22 protein-coding genes are annotated in these 22,225 nt (G+C 70.0%); 15 read left to right on the forward strand and 7 right to left on the reverse strand.

The window, feature by feature from the left end:
- On the reverse strand, positions 1 to 1,103 hold a 1,103-nt coding region (locus tag ADK55_RS33485; RefSeq protein WP_053684407.1), incomplete at its 3' end, for an MAB_1171c family putative transporter.
- 427 nt (positions 1,104 to 1,530) lie between these two features.
- On the reverse strand, positions 1,531 to 2,187 hold the full coding sequence (locus ADK55_RS33495) for a helix-turn-helix transcriptional regulator (protein ID WP_053684412.1): 657 nt from the start codon (positions 2,185 to 2,187) through the stop codon (positions 1,531 to 1,533).
- 487 nt (positions 2,188 to 2,674) lie between these two features.
- Between ADK55_RS33495 and ADK55_RS33500 the strand changes: the two genes are divergently transcribed.
- Both ADK55_RS33500 and ADK55_RS33505 read left to right on the forward strand, forming a co-directional pair.
- Positions 2,675 to 3,595, forward strand: coding sequence for a helix-turn-helix domain-containing protein (locus tag ADK55_RS33500; RefSeq protein ID WP_053684414.1), 921 nt, complete (start codon positions 2,675 to 2,677; stop codon positions 3,593 to 3,595).
- A 249-nt stretch (positions 3,596 to 3,844) separates the two neighbouring features.
- On the forward strand, positions 3,845 to 4,348 hold the full coding sequence (locus ADK55_RS33505; RefSeq protein WP_053684417.1) for a DinB family protein: 504 nt from the start codon (positions 3,845 to 3,847) through the stop codon (positions 4,346 to 4,348).
- 334 nt (positions 4,349 to 4,682) lie between these two features.
- On the opposite strand, the gene ADK55_RS33510 is transcribed toward ADK55_RS33505, so the two are convergent.
- Entirely contained in the window at positions 4,683 to 5,096 is a 414-nt protein-coding gene (locus ADK55_RS33510; protein ID WP_420713718.1) for an SgcJ/EcaC family oxidoreductase, read from the reverse strand.
- Between the two features lie 354 nt (positions 5,097 to 5,450).
- Between ADK55_RS33510 and ADK55_RS33515 the strand changes: the two genes are divergently transcribed.
- A complete protein-coding gene (locus ADK55_RS33515; protein WP_053684419.1) occupies positions 5,451 to 5,756 on the forward strand; it encodes an SCO0607 family lipoprotein in 306 nt (101 codons plus the stop codon).
- A gap of 77 nt (positions 5,757 to 5,833) precedes the next feature.
- Here ADK55_RS33515 and ADK55_RS33520 read toward each other — a convergent pair whose 3' ends face one another.
- Together ADK55_RS33520 and ADK55_RS33525 are read right to left on the reverse strand one after the other, a co-directional pair.
- Positions 5,834 to 6,028 carry a hypothetical protein gene (locus ADK55_RS33520; RefSeq protein WP_053684421.1) on the reverse strand — a complete coding sequence of 65 codons (195 nt, stop codon included), beginning with the start codon at positions 6,026 to 6,028 and terminating at the stop codon, positions 5,834 to 5,836.
- Between the two features lie 162 nt (positions 6,029 to 6,190).
- A complete protein-coding gene (locus ADK55_RS33525; RefSeq protein ID WP_053684423.1) occupies positions 6,191 to 7,177 on the reverse strand; it encodes a sigma-70 family RNA polymerase sigma factor in 987 nt (328 codons plus the stop codon).
- A gap of 106 nt (positions 7,178 to 7,283) precedes the next feature.
- On the opposite strand from ADK55_RS33525, the gene ADK55_RS33530 reads away from it, so the two are divergent.
- The gene (locus ADK55_RS33530) at positions 7,284 to 7,880 is read left to right on the forward strand and encodes a hypothetical protein (protein ID WP_234350363.1); all 597 of its coding nucleotides are present in this window, start codon (positions 7,284 to 7,286) and stop codon (positions 7,878 to 7,880) included.
- A gap of 1 nt (position 7,881) precedes the next feature.
- Positions 7,882 to 8,106 (forward strand): hypothetical protein, encoded by a 225-nt coding sequence (locus tag ADK55_RS33535; protein ID WP_053684427.1) that lies wholly within the window; start codon positions 7,882 to 7,884, stop codon positions 8,104 to 8,106.
- A 15-nt stretch (positions 8,107 to 8,121) separates the two neighbouring features.
- Here the strand turns inward: ADK55_RS33535 and ADK55_RS33540 are convergent, their stop codons facing one another.
- A complete protein-coding gene (locus ADK55_RS33540) occupies positions 8,122 to 8,715 on the reverse strand; it encodes a TetR/AcrR family transcriptional regulator (RefSeq protein ID WP_053684429.1) in 594 nt (197 codons plus the stop codon).
- Positions 8,716 to 8,813: 98 nt separating this feature from the next.
- On the opposite strand from ADK55_RS33540, the gene ADK55_RS33545 reads away from it, so the two are divergent.
- From ADK55_RS33545 to ADK55_RS33570, 7 genes are all read left to right on the forward strand, one after another.
- Positions 8,814 to 10,034 (forward strand): alpha/beta fold hydrolase, encoded by a 1,221-nt coding sequence (locus ADK55_RS33545; RefSeq protein ID WP_053684431.1) that lies wholly within the window; start codon positions 8,814 to 8,816, stop codon positions 10,032 to 10,034.
- 78 nt (positions 10,035 to 10,112) lie between these two features.
- Positions 10,113 to 10,505, forward strand: coding sequence for a nuclear transport factor 2 family protein (locus ADK55_RS33550; protein WP_053684433.1), 393 nt, complete (start codon positions 10,113 to 10,115; stop codon positions 10,503 to 10,505).
- Between the two features lie 659 nt (positions 10,506 to 11,164).
- The gene (locus tag ADK55_RS33555) at positions 11,165 to 12,712 is read left to right on the forward strand and encodes an AbfB domain-containing protein (RefSeq protein WP_053684435.1); all 1,548 of its coding nucleotides are present in this window, start codon (positions 11,165 to 11,167) and stop codon (positions 12,710 to 12,712) included.
- Positions 12,713 to 12,791: 79 nt separating this feature from the next.
- Positions 12,792 to 12,935: a hypothetical protein gene (locus ADK55_RS38955; RefSeq protein ID WP_159041634.1), complete on the forward strand. Its 144-nt coding sequence runs from the start codon at positions 12,792 to 12,794 to the stop codon at positions 12,933 to 12,935.
- A gap of 218 nt (positions 12,936 to 13,153) precedes the next feature.
- Positions 13,154 to 17,281 carry a hypothetical protein gene (locus ADK55_RS33560; protein WP_199826696.1) on the forward strand — a complete coding sequence of 1,376 codons (4,128 nt, stop codon included), beginning with the start codon at positions 13,154 to 13,156 and terminating at the stop codon, positions 17,279 to 17,281.
- Between the two features lie 94 nt (positions 17,282 to 17,375).
- Positions 17,376 to 18,074 carry a hypothetical protein gene (locus tag ADK55_RS33565; RefSeq protein WP_053684437.1) on the forward strand — a complete coding sequence of 233 codons (699 nt, stop codon included), beginning with the start codon at positions 17,376 to 17,378 and terminating at the stop codon, positions 18,072 to 18,074.
- 225 nt (positions 18,075 to 18,299) lie between these two features.
- Positions 18,300 to 19,037, forward strand: coding sequence for a VOC family protein (locus ADK55_RS33570; RefSeq protein WP_053684439.1), 738 nt, complete (start codon positions 18,300 to 18,302; stop codon positions 19,035 to 19,037).
- A gap of 111 nt (positions 19,038 to 19,148) precedes the next feature.
- Here the strand turns inward: ADK55_RS33570 and ADK55_RS33575 are convergent, their stop codons facing one another.
- Complete coding sequence (locus ADK55_RS33575; protein WP_386937133.1) at positions 19,149 to 19,364, reverse strand: hypothetical protein; 216 nt, start codon at positions 19,362 to 19,364, stop codon at positions 19,149 to 19,151.
- 339 nt (positions 19,365 to 19,703) lie between these two features.
- On the opposite strand from ADK55_RS33575, the gene ADK55_RS33580 reads away from it, so the two are divergent.
- From ADK55_RS33580 to ADK55_RS33590, 3 genes are all read left to right on the forward strand, one after another.
- Positions 19,704 to 20,438: a dienelactone hydrolase family protein gene (locus ADK55_RS33580; RefSeq protein ID WP_053684441.1), complete on the forward strand. Its 735-nt coding sequence runs from the start codon at positions 19,704 to 19,706 to the stop codon at positions 20,436 to 20,438.
- A gap of 305 nt (positions 20,439 to 20,743) precedes the next feature.
- On the forward strand, positions 20,744 to 21,307 hold the full coding sequence (locus tag ADK55_RS33585; RefSeq protein WP_053684443.1) for a papain-like cysteine protease family protein: 564 nt from the start codon (positions 20,744 to 20,746) through the stop codon (positions 21,305 to 21,307).
- Positions 21,308 to 21,317: 10 nt separating this feature from the next.
- Positions 21,318 to 22,217 carry a hypothetical protein gene (locus tag ADK55_RS33590; RefSeq protein WP_053684445.1) on the forward strand — a complete coding sequence of 300 codons (900 nt, stop codon included), beginning with the start codon at positions 21,318 to 21,320 and terminating at the stop codon, positions 22,215 to 22,217.
- Positions 22,218 to 22,225 lie beyond the last annotated feature (8 nt).

The following is a 22,225-nucleotide window of genomic DNA, read 5'->3' on the forward strand; positions in this document are numbered from 1 at the left end:
ATGCCGACGAGGTCCCGGAATCCTCCGAGCCTGTCCTGCGACGCCCGGGACGAGGCGATGACCCGGTGCTCGGGATCGGCGAGCAGGGCTTCCCCGGCGGCGACGACCATGGCCGCGTCCGCTGCGACCCCCGCGTCCTCGGGGGTGGCGCCGGAGGCCAGGGCATCGGCGACAGCGGCGTCGTGGACGCTCCGTTCGAAGTACGGGTTCAGTGTCAGGAAGCCGTCGTGGATGTCCGACTCCCGCCGCATGACCCGCACTCCCGGCGACGCCGACCACGAGATCCTCACGCTGGTGTGTTCCGGGGAGAGGTCGCTCAGAAGCCGCCAGAGAGGTCCGAGCTGCCTGTAGCGCCGCCAGTCCGTCCAGGGCTCCCGCAGACGTTGCGCGACCAACGGCAGGCCGAACCCGACGGCGACGAAGGGAGAGGCCAGGGAGGCCAGGGAGCGCGCCACGTCGGTGCTGAGGCCGTCCCAGTCATGACCTGCCCAGCGGGCACCGATCGCGGCGAACTTGCACACGTCGTGGGCGACCGTCAGCAGGTAGCCGCACACCATCAGGTTCAGGCCCGTCCGCAGTTCGCCGGTGACCTTGCGCGACCATCGCCGGCACAGGGACGTCATGACGAGCGACGACGCGGCGTGGGCGACCAGGTACAAGACGATCATCTCGCGGATGTACGGAGTCGTGGCGTAGTAGGTGTCCAGGTCCCGCAACCGCTCGACGGGTGCGTCGCCCCACACGAAGAAGGTGAAGAGGCCGACGATGACCATGCCGTACACGGCGACGCACCAGCGGGTGGCCTGCCTGATCCGCGCGGCGGATCCTCCTCGCCAGTTGATGAGCAGGACGATGCAGGACCCGCTGAAAGCCATGAGGATCGAGTACACGAAGGGCGCGGCGCTGTTGGGAACGCCGATCAGGTCGTTGACCCAGGCGATCATCGGAATCATCCCGAACAGGAAGACGCCGGCAGCGGTGAGCAGCAGCATGGCCACGGCACGCAGAAGAGGATCGCGAGGGTTCCTGAGCAAGCCGGGAAGCCTGATGCAGAAGGCTGCCACCGCGATGAGCGCGGGTATGAAGAAGCTCAGGTCGGACACGTCAGGTTCCTACATTCCGGTAGCTCAGGGCGGCCTCGATCCTGTCTTGCATCGTCCTGAGGTGGGGTGTCCCGGTCATTGCGGGAACCAGTAAGCGGCGCACCCTGTGCGCCGGTTCCAGGCCGGACAGCTCGGCGCTGTCCTCCGCTTCCCGGGCGCGCTTGGCCTCGACGCCGTCCCCGGCGCCGAGAACGGGGCTCTGGCGGCCCGCGACCGCCGGGACGGAGACCACGACGTCCTGTGGAACAGCGTCGTGCCGGAGCGGACGGGCGGCCACCGCACCCGCTCCACGGGGGCCCACGCCGTCGCCGCCACCCGTCAGCCGGCCTTCGGTACCCGGCGCTTCGTGGGGCGCGGGCGCGTCCGCCGAGCCGGCAGCTCGGTCGCTTCGTCCGCGAAGCCGGGCCGCCCGGACGCACGCCGGGGCTCAGCCGCTGCCATCCGCGTCGGACGCCGGCTCGGCCATGAAGCTGTCGAGCCACTCCGCGACCTTCGCGCGGTGCTGGTCGGTGGGAAGCAGTGCCGCGCGCGCCGCGATCCCCTCGACACCGTGGCCGGCGAGAATCTCGTTGAACGAGATCGTCATGACCGACGGCTCCCGCCGCGCCAGCTCCTCCAACAGGGCGTTCTCCAAGGGAAGCACCGCGTTGGCGACAGCCTCGGCGTCCAGGGACTGGAGAAAGCCGGCCGGACGACCGAAGAAGCGTTCGATGCGGGCGCAGTGATCCATCGTCGGCCTGCGTTCGCCGTTGACCAGTGCGTTGATCTGCTGACGCGAGATCCCGGTCGTCTTCGCGATCTGCGCCTGTGAGTGCTTGCGCTTGTTCTCCCTCACATGAGTGGCGCGGATGACCTCCAGGCGCTGCATGAACCGTTCCTGGATGTCCGGCTCTCCGGCGTTCTCCCCACGGAGGAGAGCCTCGACGACAGCCACCGGTACGCCCGTGGCCAGGTGAAGGTCTCCGGGGTCCAGGACGTCCTCGCATGAGCGTCCGAGCCTCGCCGCAAGGTTGACGACCCTGGCAACGCCGGCTGTCAGGGCGTGTGCGGCCCTGGCCTCCGAGGCCGAGGAGTCTTCTGTCACCGATCGATCTCCTCTGCGTGGGGTGAGGGCTGCTTCGCACGGACAACGGACGACGACAAAGCCAGCAAACAACGGACAAGGGTGGCAAACAACTGACAAGGATGGCAAACAACGGACAAGAGCACCGGGCAAGGGGCGCCTCGAGGCTATTACGCGTTCAACCTCTGCGGCCAGAGCCTGCCACTGTTGTGGCAGGTTCCGGCCGGCTCGAAGGCCCAAAAGACACGATCGTTGACAGGTTGGGGCGCGGGGAGCAGGATCGCCCCACGAGATGTTCGACAGTCGTTCGTATGTCAAACATTGTCGGGCGTTCGCCTGCGCCGACGAAGGTCCGTGGAACCGCCACGGAGAACGTGCAGGACGTCACAGCCCTGCCGCTCACGTACTCCCGGCAGTTGAGGGACCTCGTGGCCTCGTGGCCTCGTGTGAACTCCAACGAACCCTGCCGGACAGACCAGGCACCGAGCCACGACGTAGGAGGGAACCAGTGGACATCGGCGGGCATGCGGCGGTCGGTCGGACGGACCCCCGGGACTCCCTGGCCGCGAAGATCCGAGCACGGCGTCTACAGCACTTCCTCAAAGGACGTCGCGATCATCTGAGCCTGAGTCAGGAAGAGGTCGCCGAGCGACTCGAGATCAGCGGCCGCTCCTACGGGAACTGGGAACGCGGCAGGGTCAAGGAGTGGACGGACCACAAGTTGTACTCCCTGGCACACGCCCTGGAGATGTCCGAGTACCAGACCGACCGCCTCTTCCGCTACGCCGTCGATCGCGCCCCACAGCCCGCCCTGCGCGCCATGTTCCACCGTGACCGCCCCACGGATCCGGCCACCGCGGCCTTCCTGGGCGACTACGGCGTGATGATGGACGCACTCTCACTGCCCACCTTCGTGATCGACCACCGGTGGGGCGTCAAGATGGCGAACAAGGCCTACCACGACCTGTTGAAGGGCGTGCGAAACCACCCGACCGCGATGCCCGCCGACAACTTCCTGCGCTTCGGCCTCTTCCACCCCGACGCCCCGACCGTGCTGGTCGACCACCCGAAGTGGCAACTCGCCATGCTCGCCCAGCTCTCGTCGAGCCTGGAGCGACACGACGAGGACACCGTCCTCCGGGCCATCCGCCGCGATGTCCACCGGCACCCCGCGCTGCGCGACACGTACCTCAAGGACATGCCGGACTGGGTACTGGGATGCGGCGCCGACCTGGTCCACCACGAAGGCTCGGTGCGCGAGCTGCGCCACCCCGACCCGCGGATCGGTCTACAGGGGTGCCGGCTCGTCGAGGAGACCCCGCGGTCGCTGCAGGCCCTCGGGCTCATGCGCATCACGCTGGTGCTGGTCGACCTCGACGACGGATACATGCCCGAACGGAGAGGCTCCCACCATCATCACGCCGTCTGAAGCGCGGCGCGGAGGGCGATGCGGCCTTCATGCCACCTGCGACGGGGTGGCGAGCAGCGCCTTCCCGAGTGGATGGACCGGCGGGTTCAGGATGCCGCGCTCCGACGCCCGCACCTGGCTCACCGCCCTCCCCGGTACCGATCCGAGTCTGCTCGATGACGACGGAAGATGGATCGCTCCGGTTCGGATGTCCCGTCCACCTTCCGGACGAGGAAACCCGCGAGACCAGCCTCCTGTCATGATCACGCGATGAGTGATGACCGGCGCATGCATCCGTCCAAGGTGGCCGGCGACCGTGCGTCGCTGACCGCGTTTCTCGACTACCAGCGCGCGACCCTCGCCATGAAATGCCAGGGGCTGACCGGCGCACAGCTGAGGCAGAAGGCGGTTCCGACCTCGGGTCTGTCCCTCCTGGGGCTTGTACGGCATGCGGCCGAGGTCGAGCGGAGTTGGTTCCGAATGGTGTTGAACGGCGAGCGCTGCGAGGCCCTGTGGCCGAGGATCGACGGCGAGTTCACCGAGTTCCATGTGGAAGACGCCGACGTGGCCGAGGCGTTCGCGTTCTGGCACGAGGCGTGCGAGGGCTCCCGCGCCGCCGCGGACGCCGTCGAGTCCCTCGAGGACACCGTGGACTTCCGCGGCGAGATCATCTCGCTCCGCTATGTCCTCACCCACATGATCGAGGAGTACGCGCGCCACAACGGCCACGCCGACCTGCTTCGCGAAGCGATCGACGGGGAGGTCGGCGAGTAGGACGCCGGCCGACCCGACGCAGCGCGCTGTTCGATGACGGGGTCAGGCTGCCTTCGCCGGACAGCCGTTCCAGCCGCGGGATCGGTGAGGAGGGGGCGAAGCCGGTCTTGGGCTCAGCGGTGGGCCTTGCGAAGGCGGATGGCGGTGTTGATGACGGCGTTGATGGAACGGCGTTCCACTCATCGTGGCTGCGGTGGTCGGTCCCGTTGAGGGCGAAGTGGCGCGGGGCGGCGCACTCGGACTCGATCCAGTTCAGCCACCAGCTCCACCGGTTCCCTCGCCGCCCGGCCAGCCGCCGCCGACGCCCACCCGGCCAACCATCCGAGGCGAGCCACTAGGCGGTGACGACGCCCGTGTTCTGGCAGGCGGTCAGCAGCCACCGGCCGTCGGCCTGCTTCGAGATCACGTACAGCGGGGCGCCCTCGCTCTGCTCGCCCGGGGCCACGTAACGCTGACGGACCTTGACGGCCGCGACGTCGGGGCGGATGAAGAGCACGTGGACCACCTCGTAGGTGACCTCGCCGTCCCAGCTCGCCGAGGGGAGAACCTTGTGGGTGAACTCCGAGATCGCGTCGAGGCCGATGAGGACCTTGCCGTGAGCCGTCGTCCAGATCGCGTCCGGGTGGAAGAGGCCGAGGAACTCTTCGGGGTCCTTGTTTCGCTGGGAGTGCTCGACGGTGGCGACGAGCCGGCGGATCGCTTCTATGTCCGCCGCGCGGGATGTGGATTCCGAGGTCATGTGGATCATCGTCACACCTCAAGCGTGATTGAGGTCAAGCGTGTGGTCACCTGCGACCACGTGCTGAGGTGAGGATGGCCGGACATCCGACACGGTTCCGGCACTGGGCGGCGGCGCGTTGCCCCGGGAATCCGGGCCCAGGACCACGGGCCGCCACCGCGATCGGTACTGGATTACGGGCGATTGATCACCGATCGCCCGGTTTTGTCAGGGACTTTAGGGACTGAGTTTTCGCATTGCCGTGTCAGATCGATATCAGGCCGATGTCAGGCCGACGTCAGGCCGATGTCGAGGGCCGGCCAGGCCGCTCGCGCGTGCGCGGACTCGCGCCGGGCATATGTCCCCGGACGACAGGAGGCCGACATGACCACATTCCGTACGCACCGTCACCAGAGCGGTGGCAGCGTCCTCTTCGCCGCTGTGGCGCTCGCCGCGACATTGGCCGGGTGCTCGATGGAGGACGCCATCTGTCGAGGCGGGGAGTACCCCGTCATGACGGTCGGGGCCACCGGCTCCGCCTGCGTCCCGGACGGGAAACCGCTGCCCGAGGGCTACACACGCTATCCCGACGGCAAGGTGCCCCGGCACGTCGACGACACCTGGGACGTGTACTGGCGCACCCACACCCTCGACGACAAGGGCAACACCATCGACGCCCCGGCCCCGTGACCAGGCCGGGGCAGACAGGCGACCCGGCGGGCGATCAGGCAGGGGGCGGGCAGGCGATCAGGAGCGGCGCCCCCTCGTCAGGTCGTCGGCCTTGTGCGCAGTCGTCGCACATCTCGTACGAGCGTGTACACGGCGCCGAGGAAGAGCACGATCCCACCCGCGATCCAGAAGGCCGATGCCCCGGAGCGATACTCCCGAAGGGCGGCGAAGAGCATGAACGTACTCGCCAGAACGCCGAAGGCCGAGATCAGAGTCTCGATGCGGTGGATCACACGCACATCATCGCCACCGATCCCGGCCGGCGGAAGTGATCCGGACGAAAGCGCCCGGTCCTTCACGTCCTTGACCGATCGCGTTCAGCTCGCGTTCCGGCTCCCAGGACCGCAGTGCACGGCCTGATGCCCGCCGGCGTCCGCATCCACCGTGGCGAGCGGTCAGGTGCGAGCGCCGACGGCGGCGTCCTCGCCCACATGGTCCGGCAGTCCGAACAGCGGGAACAGCCGCTCGGTGTCACGGAACGCGGTGATGCCGGTGATCCGGTCACCGGAGAACTCGACGACCTGAAGGGCCCAGGGGGTGAAGCCGATGCCACTCGTATGGGGACGGTACTGGCCGAACGCGGGGGAGCCGTTCGCGACGGTCGGGATCAGGCGGGAGCCTCGGCAGCCGACGGCCGGGCCGGTCAGCCACGCCCGGATGTCGTGGATGCCGCGCATCCACTTCGTGTACGGCGGCAGGCACAGGGTGGCGTCGACGTGGAGCAGCATGTTCAGCTCCTCCATGTCGTAGCGGGAGAAGGCGGTGGCGTACCGCTCGGCCAGCACTCGGCGGGTGGCGTCGCTCGGGTCGGAGACCCGCTGCGCGGTGTTCCCGCGGCGGTCCGCCAATGTGGCTCGGGCCCGCTGGAGGGCGCTGTTGGCCGACGCGACGCTGGTGCCGTGGAGGTCGGCGACTTCCCTGGCCGAGAAGCCCAGAACGTCACGGAGGATCAGCGTGGCCCGCTGTCTGGGCGGCAAGTACTGGAGCGCCGCGACGAAGGCGAGTCGCACTGATTCGCCGGCCGTGGCCCGCGCCTGCGGATCTCCGCCGGGGCAGGGCTGCACCCACAGGGCGGCGTCCGACGGAGCCCCGGGCGGCGTGCCGCCCTCGCTCGGACCGGCAAGGTCCATGGGCAGTGCCCGCCGCTTGGCGGCGGCAAGGGCGTCCAGGCACACGTGGGTGGCGATGCGGTACACCCACGAACGCAGCGTCGCCCTGCCCTCGAACCCATCGATGTTCCGCCAGGCCCGCACCAGGGTCTCCTGCACGGCGTCCTCAGCCTCCGCGTACGCGCCCAGCATGCGATAGCAGTAGCCCGTCAGTTCCCCCCGGTACGCCTCCAGCGCCTGCACCGCCGAGTCCACCACTTCGTCCTCCCCCACGCGGCATTCCAGGCCAAGGGCTTGGGATGATCGCCCTACCCCCTTCAGCGGATGTCTCGAACAAGGAACCGGTGGAATGAATTCTTCGCGCGCTCGGCTCGTAGCCGTGCCGGCAATCCTCTTAGCGGGCCTGGCGATGGGCGCAGTCGGGGCGCTCGCGGCCAAACTTGACGGCCCGATCTTCCATGTCGTGAGCATCGTGTTCTCGGGGGGTTGGTCGTGGGCGTGTTTCGCCTTCCTCGTCGGTTACTTCCGCCAATCGAAGGTCACGGCGGCTCTGTTGGCCTCTTCGGCATTGGCCGTCGGCGTGGTCGTCTACTACCTGTCGAAGGCTTTGAGTCCCGTGGCGCCCATTGGCATGGACGTCGCCGGCGAGTCGAGCGTGGGGGATGCCGCACCAGGAATTCTGTTCTGGGGAATAGCCGCCTTTCTTTTCGGCGCCCCGGTGGGACTCTTCGGGAACCTGGCGCGCATACCAGGCATTGCGGGCCTCTCGTTCCGTCTGCTCATTCCGTTGATCGCCTTCTATGAGACCTCGGTGCGTCTGGGCGTGGAGGAAGCCACTGCGGGGCCGGTTCCCGCGGCGACCTGGAGCGTGATTCGCGTGCTCGCCGCCCTCGCCGCCGTGGCTCTTGTGGGGCACACGCTGTGGAGGTGGCGTACGCGGTGCGACAGTCTGAAAGTCGGGGCCGAGTCACACTGAGGTGACCATCGCGGCGCGTGCCCACCATCTCACCGACACCGACACCGACACCGACACCGACACCGGCACCGGCACCGACTCGGGTGCGGGCACCGACACCGGCAAGGACTCGGACTCGGGCGCGGGTGACGGTCCGCGGACGGGGGTGGCGCCCCGAACAACGGTGGAGCTCGGCGCGTGTAACGTCCGCGCCGCGCCGGCTTGGCGCCCGGAGCCCGGCCGGTGAGGGAGTGATCGCCCCTCAGGTCGACCGCGGCGTGACCGTGCTGCCGAGCAGACGGTTCACGAGGAGTTCCGGGTAGCCGGAGGCCGGCGGGTCGATGCCGAAGATCGCCCGCAGGTAGAGCGGTGCGACGAGTTGGTCGAGGATCTGGTCGATCGGCGGGGGGACCTCGCCGCGGGCGGCGGCGCGGTCGCGGATGCGCTCGATCGCGCCGATGCGGCGTTCGAACTGCTCCGCGCGTTGCCCCTGCGCCGTGGCATTGCCCGGCATCGACAGGGCGACGGCCCGAATGAGCAGTCGCCCTTCGGGCGTGCGGATGCTCGCGACGCCCGCTTCCACCCAGGCCGTCAGGTCGCCGCGCAGGCTGCCGGTGTCGGCGAGCGGCCAGTCCCGTTCGAGACGGGTGACGACCACGTCGGCAAGGAGGGCCTCCCGGCTGCCCCAACGCCGGTAGACGCTGGTGTGGTTCACCCCGGCGCGCTGCGCGACCGCGGGGATGGTGAGGTCCGCGCCCTGGGGGTCCGACAGCAGGTCGATGACGGCCTGGTGGACGGCTGATCGGACCTGCTCGGGGCTCTTGCGCAGGCGAGGGGCCGGTTGTTTCGAAGTCACCCACCCATCGTAAGCGCTAAGCACAACTATTTGCTTATTGGCGCCTGAGGGGGCTACAGTCCTGCCGTACGCACAGATCTGTGCTTAAGGAGAGTGTGATGAAGCCGCTGCTGTTCCCCGGCAACCCCCAGTTCTGGTACGAGACCCTGCGCTCGATGAGCCACATCGCCTACGGCGGCGCCGACTTCGGCGAGGTCGTCTCCACCGGCGAGCGCATCAAGGAAGGCGACTACGACAGCTGGCACGAGCAGTGGCTGGCGACCGCCGACCGGGTGGCCGACGAGGCGCGGCGGGCCCTGGACGCGGGCCACACCGTCAGCGCCCGGGACGGATTCCTGCGCGCCTCCAACTACTACCGGTCGGCGGAGTTCTTCCAGCACGGCTCCCCGTGCGACCCCCGCCACGACCACGCCTACGACCGCAGCGTGGCCTGCTTCCAGGCCGCCGCCGCGCTCTACACCCCCCGCATCGAACCGGTCCGCATCCCCTACGAGGGCACCACCCTGCCCGGCTACCTCTACCGGGTCGACGACACGGGCACGCCCCGCCCGACCCTGATCATGCACAGCGGGTTCGACGGCACCGCCGAGGAACTCCACTTCAGCGGCGCGCTGGCCGCCGTGGAGCGCGGGTACACCGTGCTGACCTTCGACGGCCCCGGGCAGCCCGGCCCCCGCCACCACCAGGGCATGGTCTTCCGCCCGGACTGGGAGAACGTCATCACCCCGGTCGTCGACTTCGCCGAGGCGCTGCCCGAGGTCGACAACGCCCGCATCGCGCTTCTCGGGAGCAGCATGGGCGGCCTGCTCGCCCCCAGGGCCGCCGCCTTCGAGCACCGCCTCGCCGCCGTGATCGCCGTCGACGGCGTCTACGACCTCGGCCAGATATCCGTCCGCAACATCCCGGGCGACCGGGAGCAGGCCGAACGGCTCCTGCGCGCCGAGTCCGCCCCCGAACTCGACGCAGGCTTCGAGGAGATCATGGCCCAGGACGCCACCTCCCGATGGGCGTTCAACCACGGCATGTACGTGATGGGCGTCGACACCCCCAGGGCCTTCTGCGCCTCCTACCTCGACTACACCCTCGCCGACGGCATCGCCGAGCTGATCCAGTGCCCCACCCTCGTGTGCGACGCCGCCGAGGACGAGTTCTTCAAGGGCCAGCCCGAGCAGCTCTACGAGCACCTGACCTGCCCCAAGACCCTGATGTTGTTCACCGCCGAGGAAGGTGCCGGCGCCCACTGCCACCCCGGTGCCATGCGCCTGGCCCTCGCCCGCATCCTCAACTGGCTCGACACCACACTCGCGACCGTCGCCTGAAAGCCCCGCCGGCGCCCTGCGCATCGCCGGCGCCGGCCCCGGCCCTCCCCTGCCACCTCACACCACAAGGAAGTCCCGATGAACCGCACCGGAATCGAAGCCGCCCTCAACGACCTGCTCTTCAACCGCGACATCACCCTGGAGGAGGCCGCCGAGCGCCACTTCACCCCCGGGTACCGCCAGCGCACCGACGGCCAGTGGGCCGACCGCGCGGAGTTCCTCGACCACATCGGTCACCTGCGCGGCATCGTCGCCGGAGGCACGGTCGAGATCCACGACGAGTTGTACGACGGCGACAAGTACGCCGACCGGCACACCTGCCACATCACCAAGAACGACGGCAGCACCGTCACCATGGAGGTCTACGTCTTCGCCGACCTCGCCCCCGACGGCCGCTTCCACCGCATCGAGGAGACCACCTTGATGCTGAGCGGTTCCGACGCCGACCGCAACATCGGCAGCGCCCGCTGACGTCGCCCAGCACGCCGACCGCCGCACCGTGAGAGGCGACGTCACGGGCGGCTCCCGCAAGCACGTGACGGTGTCGTTGGTGCCGTCCCTCATGGGGCCCGCGTTCACTTCCGCGCCGCCGCGGCGATTCAACACGTAATCGCACGGCACCGGGAATGTGCCGTGCGACGGGGGTGACCGCACCCTCACGCGGGAGGCCATCGCAAGCGCACGCGGCGAATCGGAGTGGCCGGGACCCGATATCGGATTTCACCCCCCGGCTGCCGGCCACCGCCGGGTCCGCAAGGGTGATTTCCGCCCGCCTTTCCACCGGTTTTTTCCGGCCAGGACCGGCTCATATCCGTTGATCGTTTAGTGGCTCCCTTTGGTAGGGTCCAGGTAGCCGGCTTGACCAACCGCCGTGCCGTGACGGGGTGTTACCGGCTTTCATCCCGTCACGTGATTCGCCGAATCAGCGGGTTCCGGGGGGAGCCGGCCAATGGGGAACCCGTCGCTTTCGCTTCATCTCGCGCGTGACGGTTCCCGGACTTCCCCTCGTGCCCGCCCGGCCTCTCCATGGCTGCGAGCCGGGTTCCATCGGTCTTGTTCTCTGGGGGGTCCACATCAACACGCACAGAGGAATTCCGTCGACGGGGGTCCGTCGTTCCTTCACCCGTGCCGTGATCGGCGCCACCGTCGTGGCCGGCGTCCTCGCGGTGAGCGCCGAGACCGCGGCGTTCGCGGTCCCGGTACCGCCGCACGAGGAGGTACGGGCGGTCGGCATCGGCACCACCGAGACCCAACGGGTCGACGCCGCCGCCCTGGTGCGACTCGACCCCACGTGGGACGTACTGCTGCTGAGTGACTACGACTTCATCCACGCCCTGTGGCAGAAGGCCCGGGACGGCGGTGAGACGTACGACTCGGTGCGCACGGCGGCCGAGAGGGCCATGGCGAGCACCCTGGCCGCCGACCACGTCGCGTACATCACCACCGGTATCCATGAGGCGCACCGGCTGGATCAGCAGCGCGAGCGCGACAAGGCGGAGGCCGCACGCCTCGCCCGAGTCGCCCGGCAGCAGGTCATAACGATCATCGGCATCACGGGTTCCCCCGAGATGCTGGAGCTCAACGACGAGGGCTTCATCCGCGCGGTCCTCAGGCACCCGGCCTCCGGCCCCGAGGTGCGCGCCGCGGCCACGCAGGCACTGACCGGAGCCGCTGCGGCCCGGCAGGAGTTCATCACCAACGGCGCGCGCGAGGCCCACAACAGGGACGTCGCCAGAGAACTGCTCGAACTCGCCGAGAAGGACCGCAAGGAGGCGGAACTCCGCAAGAGGCAGGCCGAGCGCAAGAACGTCGCCGCCCTGTTCCGCGTCCCGATGACGCAGAGCCTGCTCGACGTGAGCGACGACATCTTCCTCCGCGAGATGCTGCGGACGGCGCCCACCGATCTGCACGACTCCGAGCTGTACCGGGCCGCCCAGTCCGCGGTGAACAGCATGAATCCGGCCCATTGGCAGAGCTTCCTCGGCAACGGTGCCGAGGCGGCCTACAAGCGCGACGACGCCGCGCGGCGCGCGAAGTCGGCGGAGGCCAACCGGGTGCTGGCGCGGCAGGTCCTCGCCGTGGCCCGGGAGAGCGGATTCAACCCGAACCTGGTGGCATCGGCCGAGAAGGCGCTGGCCACCGGTGACATGGCGGTCGCGGAGTTCCTCTCCGAGGAGGGCCAGAGGAGGGCCAGGCGGCAGTCCCTGCTGATCGGATTCGCAACGGACCCCTCCACCTGGCAGCCCATCCGCCACCCCGGTGTCAACGGCCGAGCGGCCTCCGTCGGCCCGGTGACGTCGGCCAGCCCGTCGGACTGGCGGGAGAACGCCACGTGGCTCGTCGTCCCCTCGCTGTCCGGACAGGCGGGTTGCCACTCGTTCGAGGCCGCCTCCAAGCCCGGCCACTACCTCAGGGCCGACGAGTCCAAGAACATGGTGACCCTGGCGGCGGACGACAACACCACGGCCTTCCGCGCCGATGCCACCTGGTGTGCCCGTATGAAGGGCTGGCCTCAGAGCAGGCCCACGGCCGCCTGGTTCATCGCGGGCTCGTACAACGAGGGGACCCAGGTGGCGATCACTCAGCGGAACGAGCTTTCCCTGCACGGGCGCTGGAGCGATGACATCGACCTGCGGGCCCACCCGGCGTGGCAGGTCGTCCCCCCACTGGCCCCCTGACGGGCGTCGGGACCCCACCCCTTCGACAAGCGCGACGAGTTCGACGAGTGCGACGAGAGCGACGAGAGGGGCCTTCCGCATGACCGCGGCCGCCTCCACGGTGATCGCGGCGGTGGCGGGAACCCTCGCGGGACCCACCATCCGTGCCCGGGAGGCCCGGCGTGAGCCGGTGTTCGTACCGGCACGGGCGGATGCGCCGCAGCAGGCCGAGAGGTACGGCTGATCGCGCTGTCGGGGCTCCCTCCGAAGCTGCGGACGCCGGTCTGGCTCACGCTGCGCCCCGCCGACGAGAACCGACAGTCCGTGTCCAAGGAGGAACAGGACGCTGCCGGGGCCGCCACCTTCCGGCAAGGGATCCTCCGGCAGGCCCACGAGGTGCGGAGCACCCGTTCTCCATGCCCATCCTGTCCATTTTTCACATATTTCGGGGGGACATTCCTCATGGGAGAGACATTCCGGCCGAGGGTCGGAAGACGGGCCGGCCGTGTCCGGACCATCGCGGCCAGGACGGTGTCCGCGGCGCTGGCCACCGCGCTGCTCGCGGGCCTGACCGGGCAGGCATCCGCGGCCCCCGCCGCCGAGAGGCCGGCGGGCGCGGTCCTGGACGCCCACGCCCTCGACATCGTGCAGCGGGGGAACGCTGCACTGGCCAAGCTGCGCGCGACGCCGCCGCCGGGGGACGCCCGGACCGAACTGGACCGGATCAGCGACGAGCGGGACCGGCAACTGGTGCAGGACTACGCGGAGTTCGACGAGGAGGAGGAAGTCCGCGAGGCCGCCAAGAAGGCCTTGGCGAGTACGGACCCGAACGCGCTCCGGGACTTCCTGGAGCGCGGCGAGGCGGAGGCCCGTCAGCGGGCGCGGGACAAACGGAACGCGGCCGACGTCGACAACCGGCAGAAGATCGGGGCGATGCGGGACACGGGCGGCCCGCACTTCAACGCCGAGGTCGAGCGCGTACTGAACGGCACCGCTCAGGACCGCGCGGACTTCCTGGCCTTCGGCGCCGAGATCGCCCGGCAGCGGGACAAGGCCACCGAACAGAACGAGCAGCAGCGCGCGGCCGAGAACCGCAAGCGCGTGGAGATGCTCGCCGCGATCGGCGGTCCCGAGGTCAAGCGGGCCGCGCAGTCGGCGCTGGCCACCGGCAACGACAAGGTGATCACCGAGTTCCTGGCGAAGGGCTACCTGGTCGCGGCGCAGAAGGACGCCGACGACCGGGCCGCGCACGAGAACGCGCAGAAGGAGGCCCTGGAGGCCGCGGAGCGGCTGCGCAAGCTGGCCGACAACGCCGCCCGCGCCGCCGAAGCCCGTACGAAGCTGATCGCCGCGCACGGGGACGCGGTCCGGGCCCTGAAGAACTCCTCCAACGCCATGAGCCAGGCGGCCGCCGCCTCGCGCAACGCCGACCGGATGCTCGCGGCGGACCGGGCGGGCAAGCGCCTGTCGGACTACACCGGGGTGAAGGAGGACGTGGCCCGCCAAGTGGGCTTCGCCGACACCGCCGCCAATCAGGCCCAGGTGGCGGCGGGGCAGGCGAAGGTACAGGCCGACATCCTGGTGGAGACCGGCCTGACGTACGGAACGCAGTGGTCCGACGTGGCCAGCGGGATCGCCGCGGCGTCCGACGCCGCGTCGCGCGCCGCGCAGACCGCCCGCCACGCGGTCGACGCCACCGCCGCGGACGCCGCGGGCCTCAACTCCCAGAACCAGGCCGAACTGCACGAGAAGCAGGCCAAGGCCTGGCGCGCCAACGCCGAGGAGCACGCCAAGGCGGCGGCCGGTCTCGCGGCCGCGGCCGCCAGGCAGGCGAAGATCGCGGCGGACGCGGCGGCAGCATCGCGTCAGGCACGGATCGAGGCCGAGGCTGCCGAGAAGTCGGCCTGGGCCCATGCGCAGCGCACCCGCGATGCCAGGATCGAGGCGCAGCAGCAGGCGAAGGTCGCCGCCGAGCAGCGGGTGATCGCCGAACGGGAGCGGCAGGCGGCCGCCGCCGCCCGGGTACGGGCGGAACAGGAGCGGGACAAGGCCACCGCCGCCCGGGCCCGCGCGGAAGCCGAGCAGCGCACCGCGTCGGCCAAGCGTGCCGATGCCCAGGCCGCTGCCGCCACGGCGGCACAGAAGCGTGCGGACGCGCAAACCCAGGAGGGCATCGCCGCCGGGGCGGACCGCCAGGCGCGCGGGGAGGAGTCCAAGGCCCGCACCGCCCGCGACAAGGCGACCGAGGCCGAACGGCTCCACCGGGCGGAAGAGGCCAGGGCCAAGGCCAACGAGGCGGTGGCCGCGGCCTCCGCCGGTACCGAGTACGCCGAAACCGCGCGGACCGCGGCCACCGAAGCGCGCAGTGCCGCCAACGCGGCGGGCACGGCCGCGTCACAGGCGCGGACCGCCGCGGACGGGGCGTCGGCGGCGGCGATACGGTCCCGGCAGGCGGCCATCGAAGCCGACGGCGCCGCCGGCCGCGCCCGCGCCGCCGCTCAGGAGGCGAACGCGCACGCTTCACGGGCGAACGCGGCGGCCAACACTGCCGAAGCAGCCGCCCGCGCGGCCAACGCGGCGGCGAGCAAGGCCGAATCCGAGGCGGCGGCCACCCATGCTGCGGCCAACCGGGCCAACGCCAAGGCTGTCGAGGCCACCGCGCAGGAAGCCCGCGCGGGCATCGCCGCGCACGAGGCCTCGCGCCTCGCCGGCCTCGCGGCGATCCACGCCAACCAGGCGCTGCAATCCGCGAACCGCACGCGCGAGGAGGCCGAGGGGGCGACTCGCGAAGCCGGCATGGCGAGAGTGCAGGCCGGCATCGCGCTCCAGGCCGCGGCCTCCGCCCGCTACACCGCCGCGGGCATCGCGGACCCGGCGAACACCGCCATCACCCTCACCGCTCCCTTCTCCGGCACCGACGTGAGCGCCGACTTCGCAGCCGAGGTGGCCAAGGCGGCCCTGCAACTGGGCCAGGAGGAGGCGACCAAGGCCGAAGCACGGGCCACCGAGGCGGTCAAGGCCGCCGAGGCGGCCGAGACGGCGGCCAAGAAGGCCAACGCCCAGGTCGCACCCGCCTTCAAGGCCGCTGCCGCGGCCGCACGATCCACGGCGGACGCCGCACGCTCGGCCGCCGCCGCGATCAAGTCCTCGGCGCAGGCCGCCGAGGACGGAGCCAAGGCCAGAGCCGCCGCCGCCCGCGCCAACCAGGCCGACACCCAGGCACAGGGCGACGCCAAGCTCGCCCGCGAGTCCGCCAACCAGGCCTTCGCCGACGCGGCCGCCGCCCGGACCGCCGCCACGCAGGCGGAGGCCGAGGCCCAGCGGGCGCGCAACGCCGCGACCGAGGCGGAGAACCAGGCCGCCGCGGCCAACAACGCCGCGACGCTGGCGGAGAAGGAGGCGGCCACCGCGCAGGCAGCCGCCGAGAAGGCGGGCAAGGACGCCGCCGATGCGGCGAAGCTGGCGACATCGGCGGAGGAGTACGCCACCTCGGCCGAGGCCGCGGCGAAGAACGCCGGTACGTATGCCAAGCAGGCCGACGAGGCGGCCAAGCGGGCCGAGGAGTACCAGCGGGAACAGGAACGCCAGGCTCGCGCGGAAGCCGCCAAGGGCCAGACACCGCCCCCCGTCGACGCCGCCCCGGACGCCGTGAAGAAGGCGCTGGCCGAGGCGGGGCTGAGCGAGGAGGAGTACAAGGAGGCCCTGGAGCTGTCGAAGCAGGGCATCCTCGACTACCTCCTGAAGAACGGGGGTGAGCTGCTGGTCGAGATGTTCGCCGAGGACATCATGGCGTGCATCGAGGACCCGGACATCCCCACCTGCTTGTGGGCGATCGTCTCCAGCCTGCCGGCGGGCAAGCTGCTCAAGCTCGGCTCGAAGCTCCCGAAGATCACCAAGGCGATCTGGGGGATCGGCACGTTCCTCGACAAGGTCGCCGGGGCGAAGAAGAAGCTCAAGAAGTTCGACAAGGCACTGGAGCGGGCCAAGAAGGCCACCAAGTGCCTGACCGACGACGGCAAGGGCGGCAAGGGCGGCAAGGGAGGCAAGTCCCTCACGAACGCCACCGCCACCGCCACCAAGAGCGGCCTCGACGGCGCCACCGGCGCCGGAATGCTGCGCACCGGCAGCGGAAGTTGGCTCCAGTCGGCCGCCGCGGATGACGCCGACCTCGGTTGCGGCCCGTACATCTGGGTGCCGTTCCGCCCGGGTGTCGATCACGAGCCGCAGGGCGACATCCCGGCGGACATGGGCGAACCGTTCGGTGCGTTCCTGCGCCCCGGCGAGTACCTCTTCGTCGTTCGCCTGGACGGTTCCCTGCGCGCGGTGCACGTCGACGACATGCGTGCCGTCAACGGCGGCGCGGGACACACCTCGCTGGGCGAGCGCAAGCCCGTGCTCATGGCGGGGGAGTTCGTCGTGGGTCCCGGTGGCGTGTTCACCCGGATCGAGAACTTCTCCGGTCACTACATGCCGCTGGACAAGGAGGGGTTCACCCCGTTGAAGGACGTCACCCGCGCGGCGTTCCTGGCGCACGGCTGGGTGTTCACCGAGAAGGCCTGGGAGTATTACCCCGGGCCCAAGCGGCCCTGACCGGGCACACGACCGCCGGGGACGGCCTCCACGAGGCCGTCCCCGACACGACCGACACGACCGACACGACCGACCACCCCCTACCGAAGCCGTGGTGGCCATGGAACCCTCGACCTACCCCGAACCCGACGTACGTCTGGCGCGCCTCGCGGGCGCGGTCGGCCTCTCGGTCACGTGGCCCCCGACCGATGAACTCCTCGACGTCCTCGCGGAGCGGACCGGGCTGCGCACCCACGACCTCCTGCTCGTCGCGGACCTCCCCGTACCGGAGACCGCGTGGCTCTTCGACGAGACGGCCGGCGCTTCCAGTGCCCTGGTGTCCCGCTCCCTCGCCCTGCCCGAGGCCGGCCGGCGGCTGCTGCGGGACCGTGCCCGCTCCATGACCGCGCCGGCGGGCACGCTCACTCCCTGGGAGCCCCGCCCGCACGAGCAGTACCCGCCGGGATTCGGCTCGCTCCTCCTGCGGATGCTCGCGCTTCGTAACCTGAACTGGTCGGGGGCGGCCAAGGTGATGTGTCTGATGTCCGGAGTCTGCAAGGCGGCTTCGACCATCGGCGCGGTGGGGCGAGGCGCCAAGCCGCTCGATGCGGAGATGCTCGACGGCTTCGCCGCGACGCTCGGCGTACCGGGCGCGGTGCTGGCCGCATTGACCGGCGTCCACCGTTCCGTGGCCGGCCCCGCACTCGCACCCGAGGTGGTCGACACCGCCACGCTGGTGTGGGAGGTCCGGCACTTGACCCGGGACCAGGAGAGCCAGCTCACCGAGTACGCGGAGGCGTCGGGCAGCCAGTGACGTACTCGAGTGGTGGGTACGCCGCCGTTGGCCGTGTTCCCGAACCACCCGCCCAAGGTCAACTCCATCGAGATCCTGTGACGTTCTGAACGCACCTCCCGCAGGGCCGTGCCCGGGGCGCGGCCCTGCGGGGGGCGCGGGAGTGATGCGGTCTCGACGAGGGCAACCATGGTCAGTACCGGGACCGGGCACACGTCTGATCGCGGCGGCTTCTAGGATCTGCGCATGGCAACAAGACTCGTGCAGATCAATATGAAGGCTCGGGACGACTCCGCGCTCGGTCGGTTCTGGGCGGAGGCACTCGGTTGGGGTGTCGACAGCGAGGGACCCGGCGTGACCAACCTCGAACCCGTGGGTTTCGCCTACCCCGACCCCGTGGCCGTCTGCATCGACATCATCGCCCGCCCGGAACCCAAAACGGTGAAGAACCGGGTGCACCTCGATCTGGCCACCACCTCGACCGCCCAACAGGCGCATCTGGTCGCGCGCTTGAAGGATCTCGGCGCGACGCTCGCCGACGTGGGTCAGGGTGACGTCCCCTGGACGGTCATGGCCGACCCGGAGGGCAACGAGTTCTGCGTCCTGGAGCCCCGCCCGATCTACCGCGACACCGGGCCGATCGCCGCGGTGGTGGTCGACTGCGTCGACCCACGAGGGATGGCCCGGTTCTGGGGCCAGGCGATGGACTGGACGCTGCACGAGGTCACGGACGACAACGCGACCATGCGCTCCGCCCAAGGTGTCGGTCCCTACCTTGAGTTCCTCCGCACCCCCGACACCAAGAGCGTGTGGAACCGCGTCCACCTCGACGTCTGCCCCTACCCCGGTGACGACCTGGAAGCGGAAGAGGCCCGACTGCGCGCCTTGGGCGCCACCGACCCTGGTATCGACCAGTCCGCGATCTCCTGGACGGTTCTGGCCGACCCGGAAGGCAACGAGTTCTGCCTCCTCACTCCGCGCTGACCTTGAGCAGCGGCTCAGGCCGGCTTCGGGTCAGCGAGTGCTCCATGGCGGGGAAGATTCATCGAGTTGGAGTCAGGAGTGCATCCGCCCACCCCATTTCGTCAGGAGTTCTCAGTCACCGCCACCGCTGTTCCCGTTCCGGTTCCGGCGCCGGTTCTTCCCGGAGCGACGTATCAGCTCGCTCGCGGCGAGCGTCACGGTCGCCAGACCGCGGACCCAACGGGGGCCGCCGCGTTCCGCCCACACCACACATACGCACCCGCCGATGGCGAGCACCAGAACGCCGAGCAATACCAGATTGATCATGGTCTCCACCCCTTCGTTCATTGGCCCTTCCTGCTGATTGTCTCAGGCCGGGGAAGGGCCCCATCGGCGATGTGGCGGGAAGGCGGGGCCGGCCTCCTGGCCGTCGCCCCGCCGGTGACGGCGCGCGGCACGGTGGCCCGGGGAATGCGCCGGCCTCGATCCTGTCCGGTGAGCTATGTTGCAGTCATGACTACCGGGACGGCCTTGCGCCACACACGGATTGGCGACCCGGTGCCGCTCTGAGCGCCGTACGGGCCGTCGCCGGCCCGCCGTGGGATCGGGGCTCCGGCATTGCCGCGCGGGCTCCGCCTCCTGTCGTGTCGACCACAGCTCGATACGACAACCACGACAGGAGAAGTCATGCCCACCAAGATGCTGCACATTCCCACCGCGGCCGGCCAGGCCGACGCCTTCGCCGCCTACCCCGACCGTGGCGAGCGGTTCCCGGGGGTACTGATGTACCCGGACGCCTTCGGTATCCGGCCCGTGCTGCGGGAGATGGCCCGCGAACTGGCCGGGCACGGGTACTACGTGCTCGTCCCCAACGTGTTCTACCGGCACGGCCCGACACCGGTGATCGAACTCCCCGAGTACATCGATGAAGAGGCCCGGCCCGCCGTCTTCGCCCAGGTCATGCCACTGATCGAGGCGCACACCGTGGAACGGACCCTGAGCGATGCCGACGCCTACCTCGGGTTCCTCACCACTCGGCCGGAGGTCGCCGCCGGTCCGGTCGCGGTGACCGGCTACTGCATAGGCGGCCTTCTGGCGACGCGTACCGCCGCGGCTCACCCCGGCCGGGTGGCCGCCCTCGCGGCATTCCACGGTCCCGTCGGAGCGGACGGTCCCGGCGCCTTCGCCGAGATCACCGCCCAGGTCCACTTCGGCCACGCCGAAAGCGACCTGACGCCCGAAACCCTGGACGAACTCAACCAGGGCCTGAAAGCCGCCGGGGTCGCCCACACCTCCGAGATCTACCCCGGCACCGTCCACGGGTTCACCATGTCCGACACCGACGCCTTCGACCCCGTCGGACTGCAACACCACTGGGACCAGCTGCTCCCCCTCCTGGACCGCACACTGGCCGACAGCTGAGGCTCCGGCTCGGAACCTGAACGTTCCAGAGGCGTTTCGACGCCCGTGGTGCGGGCGCGCATCCCGCCCGCACCACGGGCCGGGGACCTGGAGCCGGCCGGGGAGGGGCAGATCGTCAGCAGTGCGGTCCGTCTCGGACAGGTGGACATGAGCCGTAAGTGCCCGAATCCCATGATGACCTGACAAATAATCACTAGGAGGTAATCTTCCGCAAGGTCTCTATCTGACTCAGGCATGATGCGCTGTCATATTCCTGCCAGATCGCCCCGTTCATCTCGTTGTACCCATCAGGGGAAGGCAGGAAAATGGGCAGGTTCAGGTACGGAACCACGGCGTCGGCCATCGCGCTGGCCGCCTTGGGATCGCTCGCGGCCACGGGAGGCACGGCTCACGCGGAAGCGGGCCAGGACAGCATCAACATGCTGAAGCAGGAGAAGAGCCAATGGTGCTGGGTCGCCTCCGGGCTGACCATCGCCAAGTTCCACGGCTTCGGCTCCACGCAGACGGACTTCTGCAACCGGGCCCAGCCCTACTACGGCTGCGACAACCAGCCCGCCACGCTCGACGACATGGCCAAGGGCTGGAGCAGCCTCGGCATGACCCACACCGGCTCGGGCCTGAACAGCGCGGCCACGTTCAACCAGGTGTACACCGACGTCAAGGCGGGCCGGCCTCTCGGCGCCCGTATCGGGTGGACGTCCGGTGGCGGCCACATGAACGTGATCTACGGCTTCGACACCTCGAACAGCACGATCGCCGTGGCCGACCCGTGGCCGAACACCACCACGTACACGTGGTGGAACTACAACGACTACGTGAGCAACAGCTCGTCCAAGTGGACCCACTCCCGCATCGGTATCTCCCGCTAAGGCAGGCGACATGCGCGACACCAGCGGCACCAGCGGCACCAGCGGCACCAAAACGTCCAGCCGGCGGGCGACACCCCGCTTCTCCCGACTGTCCATCGTCGTCGCACTGAGTGCGTCCGCACTGCTGTCCGTCGTCGGCCCGACGCACGCGGCTCCGGCCAAGGACCCCCTCCCGGCCGACATCCCCGACTACCAGGCTGCTCTCAAAGCGGTGAAGTCCGCCGACGTGCGCAACACCGTCTGCCGTTTCCTGCGCACGCCGGTACCCGCCGACGGCGCCGGCGGGCCGGTGCAGACCCTCCCCGACATCGCCGAGCCGTGCCAGGACCTCCCGGTCTTCACGATCAAGGACCCGGTGGCACTGAACGAGATCACGCCCGGTTTCGCCGCGGGCACCGCCCAGCCACTGCCCGCCAAGGCGGTCAAACTGACGGGACTGGTCTCCTCGCTGAGCACCACCGTCAACGGACGCAACGCCACCGTCATGCTCGCCCCCACCCAGGGCGGCGGCTGGCACCTGGCGGCCGTGCGTGACGGCGACGGCGACGCCACATACGCGGGGAAGGCCACCGTCGGCACGTTGGTCTTCACCGAGCCGCAGATCCGCGGCTGGTACCAGCTCAAGCTCTTCACCGTCGAGGCGCTCAACGACGAGGCCCGGCAGGGACTGGGCGGCCAGGCGTCGGCGTCGCTCGGCGACTACCAGAAGCTGCTGAAGGCCCGCTACGCCGAGAAACTGCCCGGCTCGGACTACGACACCAAGGGCTACTCCAGCGGCTACAGCCTCCAGAGCACGGAGGACGACGCCGTCTCCTCCACCCTGCTCCTCGCCGGCGGTTCCAGCACGGCACTCGCCCTCGCGGGCGGAGCCGCCCTGCTTCTGCGGCGCCGGCGGGCAAGCACCGGCTGAGCCCCACC

The sequence above is a fragment of the Streptomyces sp. WM4235 genome (assembly GCF_001279725.1).
GTDB lineage: Bacteria > Actinomycetota > Actinomycetes > Streptomycetales > Streptomycetaceae > Streptomyces.

What these genes read in the sequence shown, in the direction of transcription:
- ADK55_RS33505 (WP_053684417.1), top strand. Translation starts at nt 3,845, where the DNA reads ATGAGTGATGACCGGCGCATGCATCCGTCCAAGGTGGCCGGCGACCGT.
- ADK55_RS33510 (WP_420713718.1), bottom strand. Translation starts at nt 5,096, where the DNA reads ATGATCCACATGACCTCGGAATCCACATCCCGCGCGGCGGACATAGAA.
- ADK55_RS33515 (WP_053684419.1), top strand. Translation starts at nt 5,451, where the DNA reads ATGACCACATTCCGTACGCACCGTCACCAGAGCGGTGGCAGCGTCCTC.
- ADK55_RS33545 (WP_053684431.1), top strand. Translation starts at nt 8,814, where the DNA reads ATGAAGCCGCTGCTGTTCCCCGGCAACCCCCAGTTCTGGTACGAGACC.
- ADK55_RS33550 (WP_053684433.1), top strand. Translation starts at nt 10,113, where the DNA reads ATGAACCGCACCGGAATCGAAGCCGCCCTCAACGACCTGCTCTTCAAC.
- ADK55_RS38955 (WP_159041634.1), top strand. Translation starts at nt 12,792, where the DNA reads ATGACCGCGGCCGCCTCCACGGTGATCGCGGCGGTGGCGGGAACCCTC.
- ADK55_RS33560 (WP_199826696.1), top strand. Translation starts at nt 13,154, where the DNA reads ATGGGAGAGACATTCCGGCCGAGGGTCGGAAGACGGGCCGGCCGTGTC.
- ADK55_RS33570 (WP_053684439.1), top strand. Translation starts at nt 18,300, where the DNA reads ATGGCAACAAGACTCGTGCAGATCAATATGAAGGCTCGGGACGACTCC.
- ADK55_RS33575 (WP_386937133.1), bottom strand. Translation starts at nt 19,364, where the DNA reads ATGAACGAAGGGGTGGAGACCATGATCAATCTGGTATTGCTCGGCGTT.
- ADK55_RS33580 (WP_053684441.1), top strand. Translation starts at nt 19,704, where the DNA reads ATGCCCACCAAGATGCTGCACATTCCCACCGCGGCCGGCCAGGCCGAC.
- ADK55_RS33585 (WP_053684443.1), top strand. Translation starts at nt 20,744, where the DNA reads ATGGGCAGGTTCAGGTACGGAACCACGGCGTCGGCCATCGCGCTGGCC.
- ADK55_RS33590 (WP_053684445.1), top strand. Translation starts at nt 21,318, where the DNA reads ATGCGCGACACCAGCGGCACCAGCGGCACCAGCGGCACCAAAACGTCC.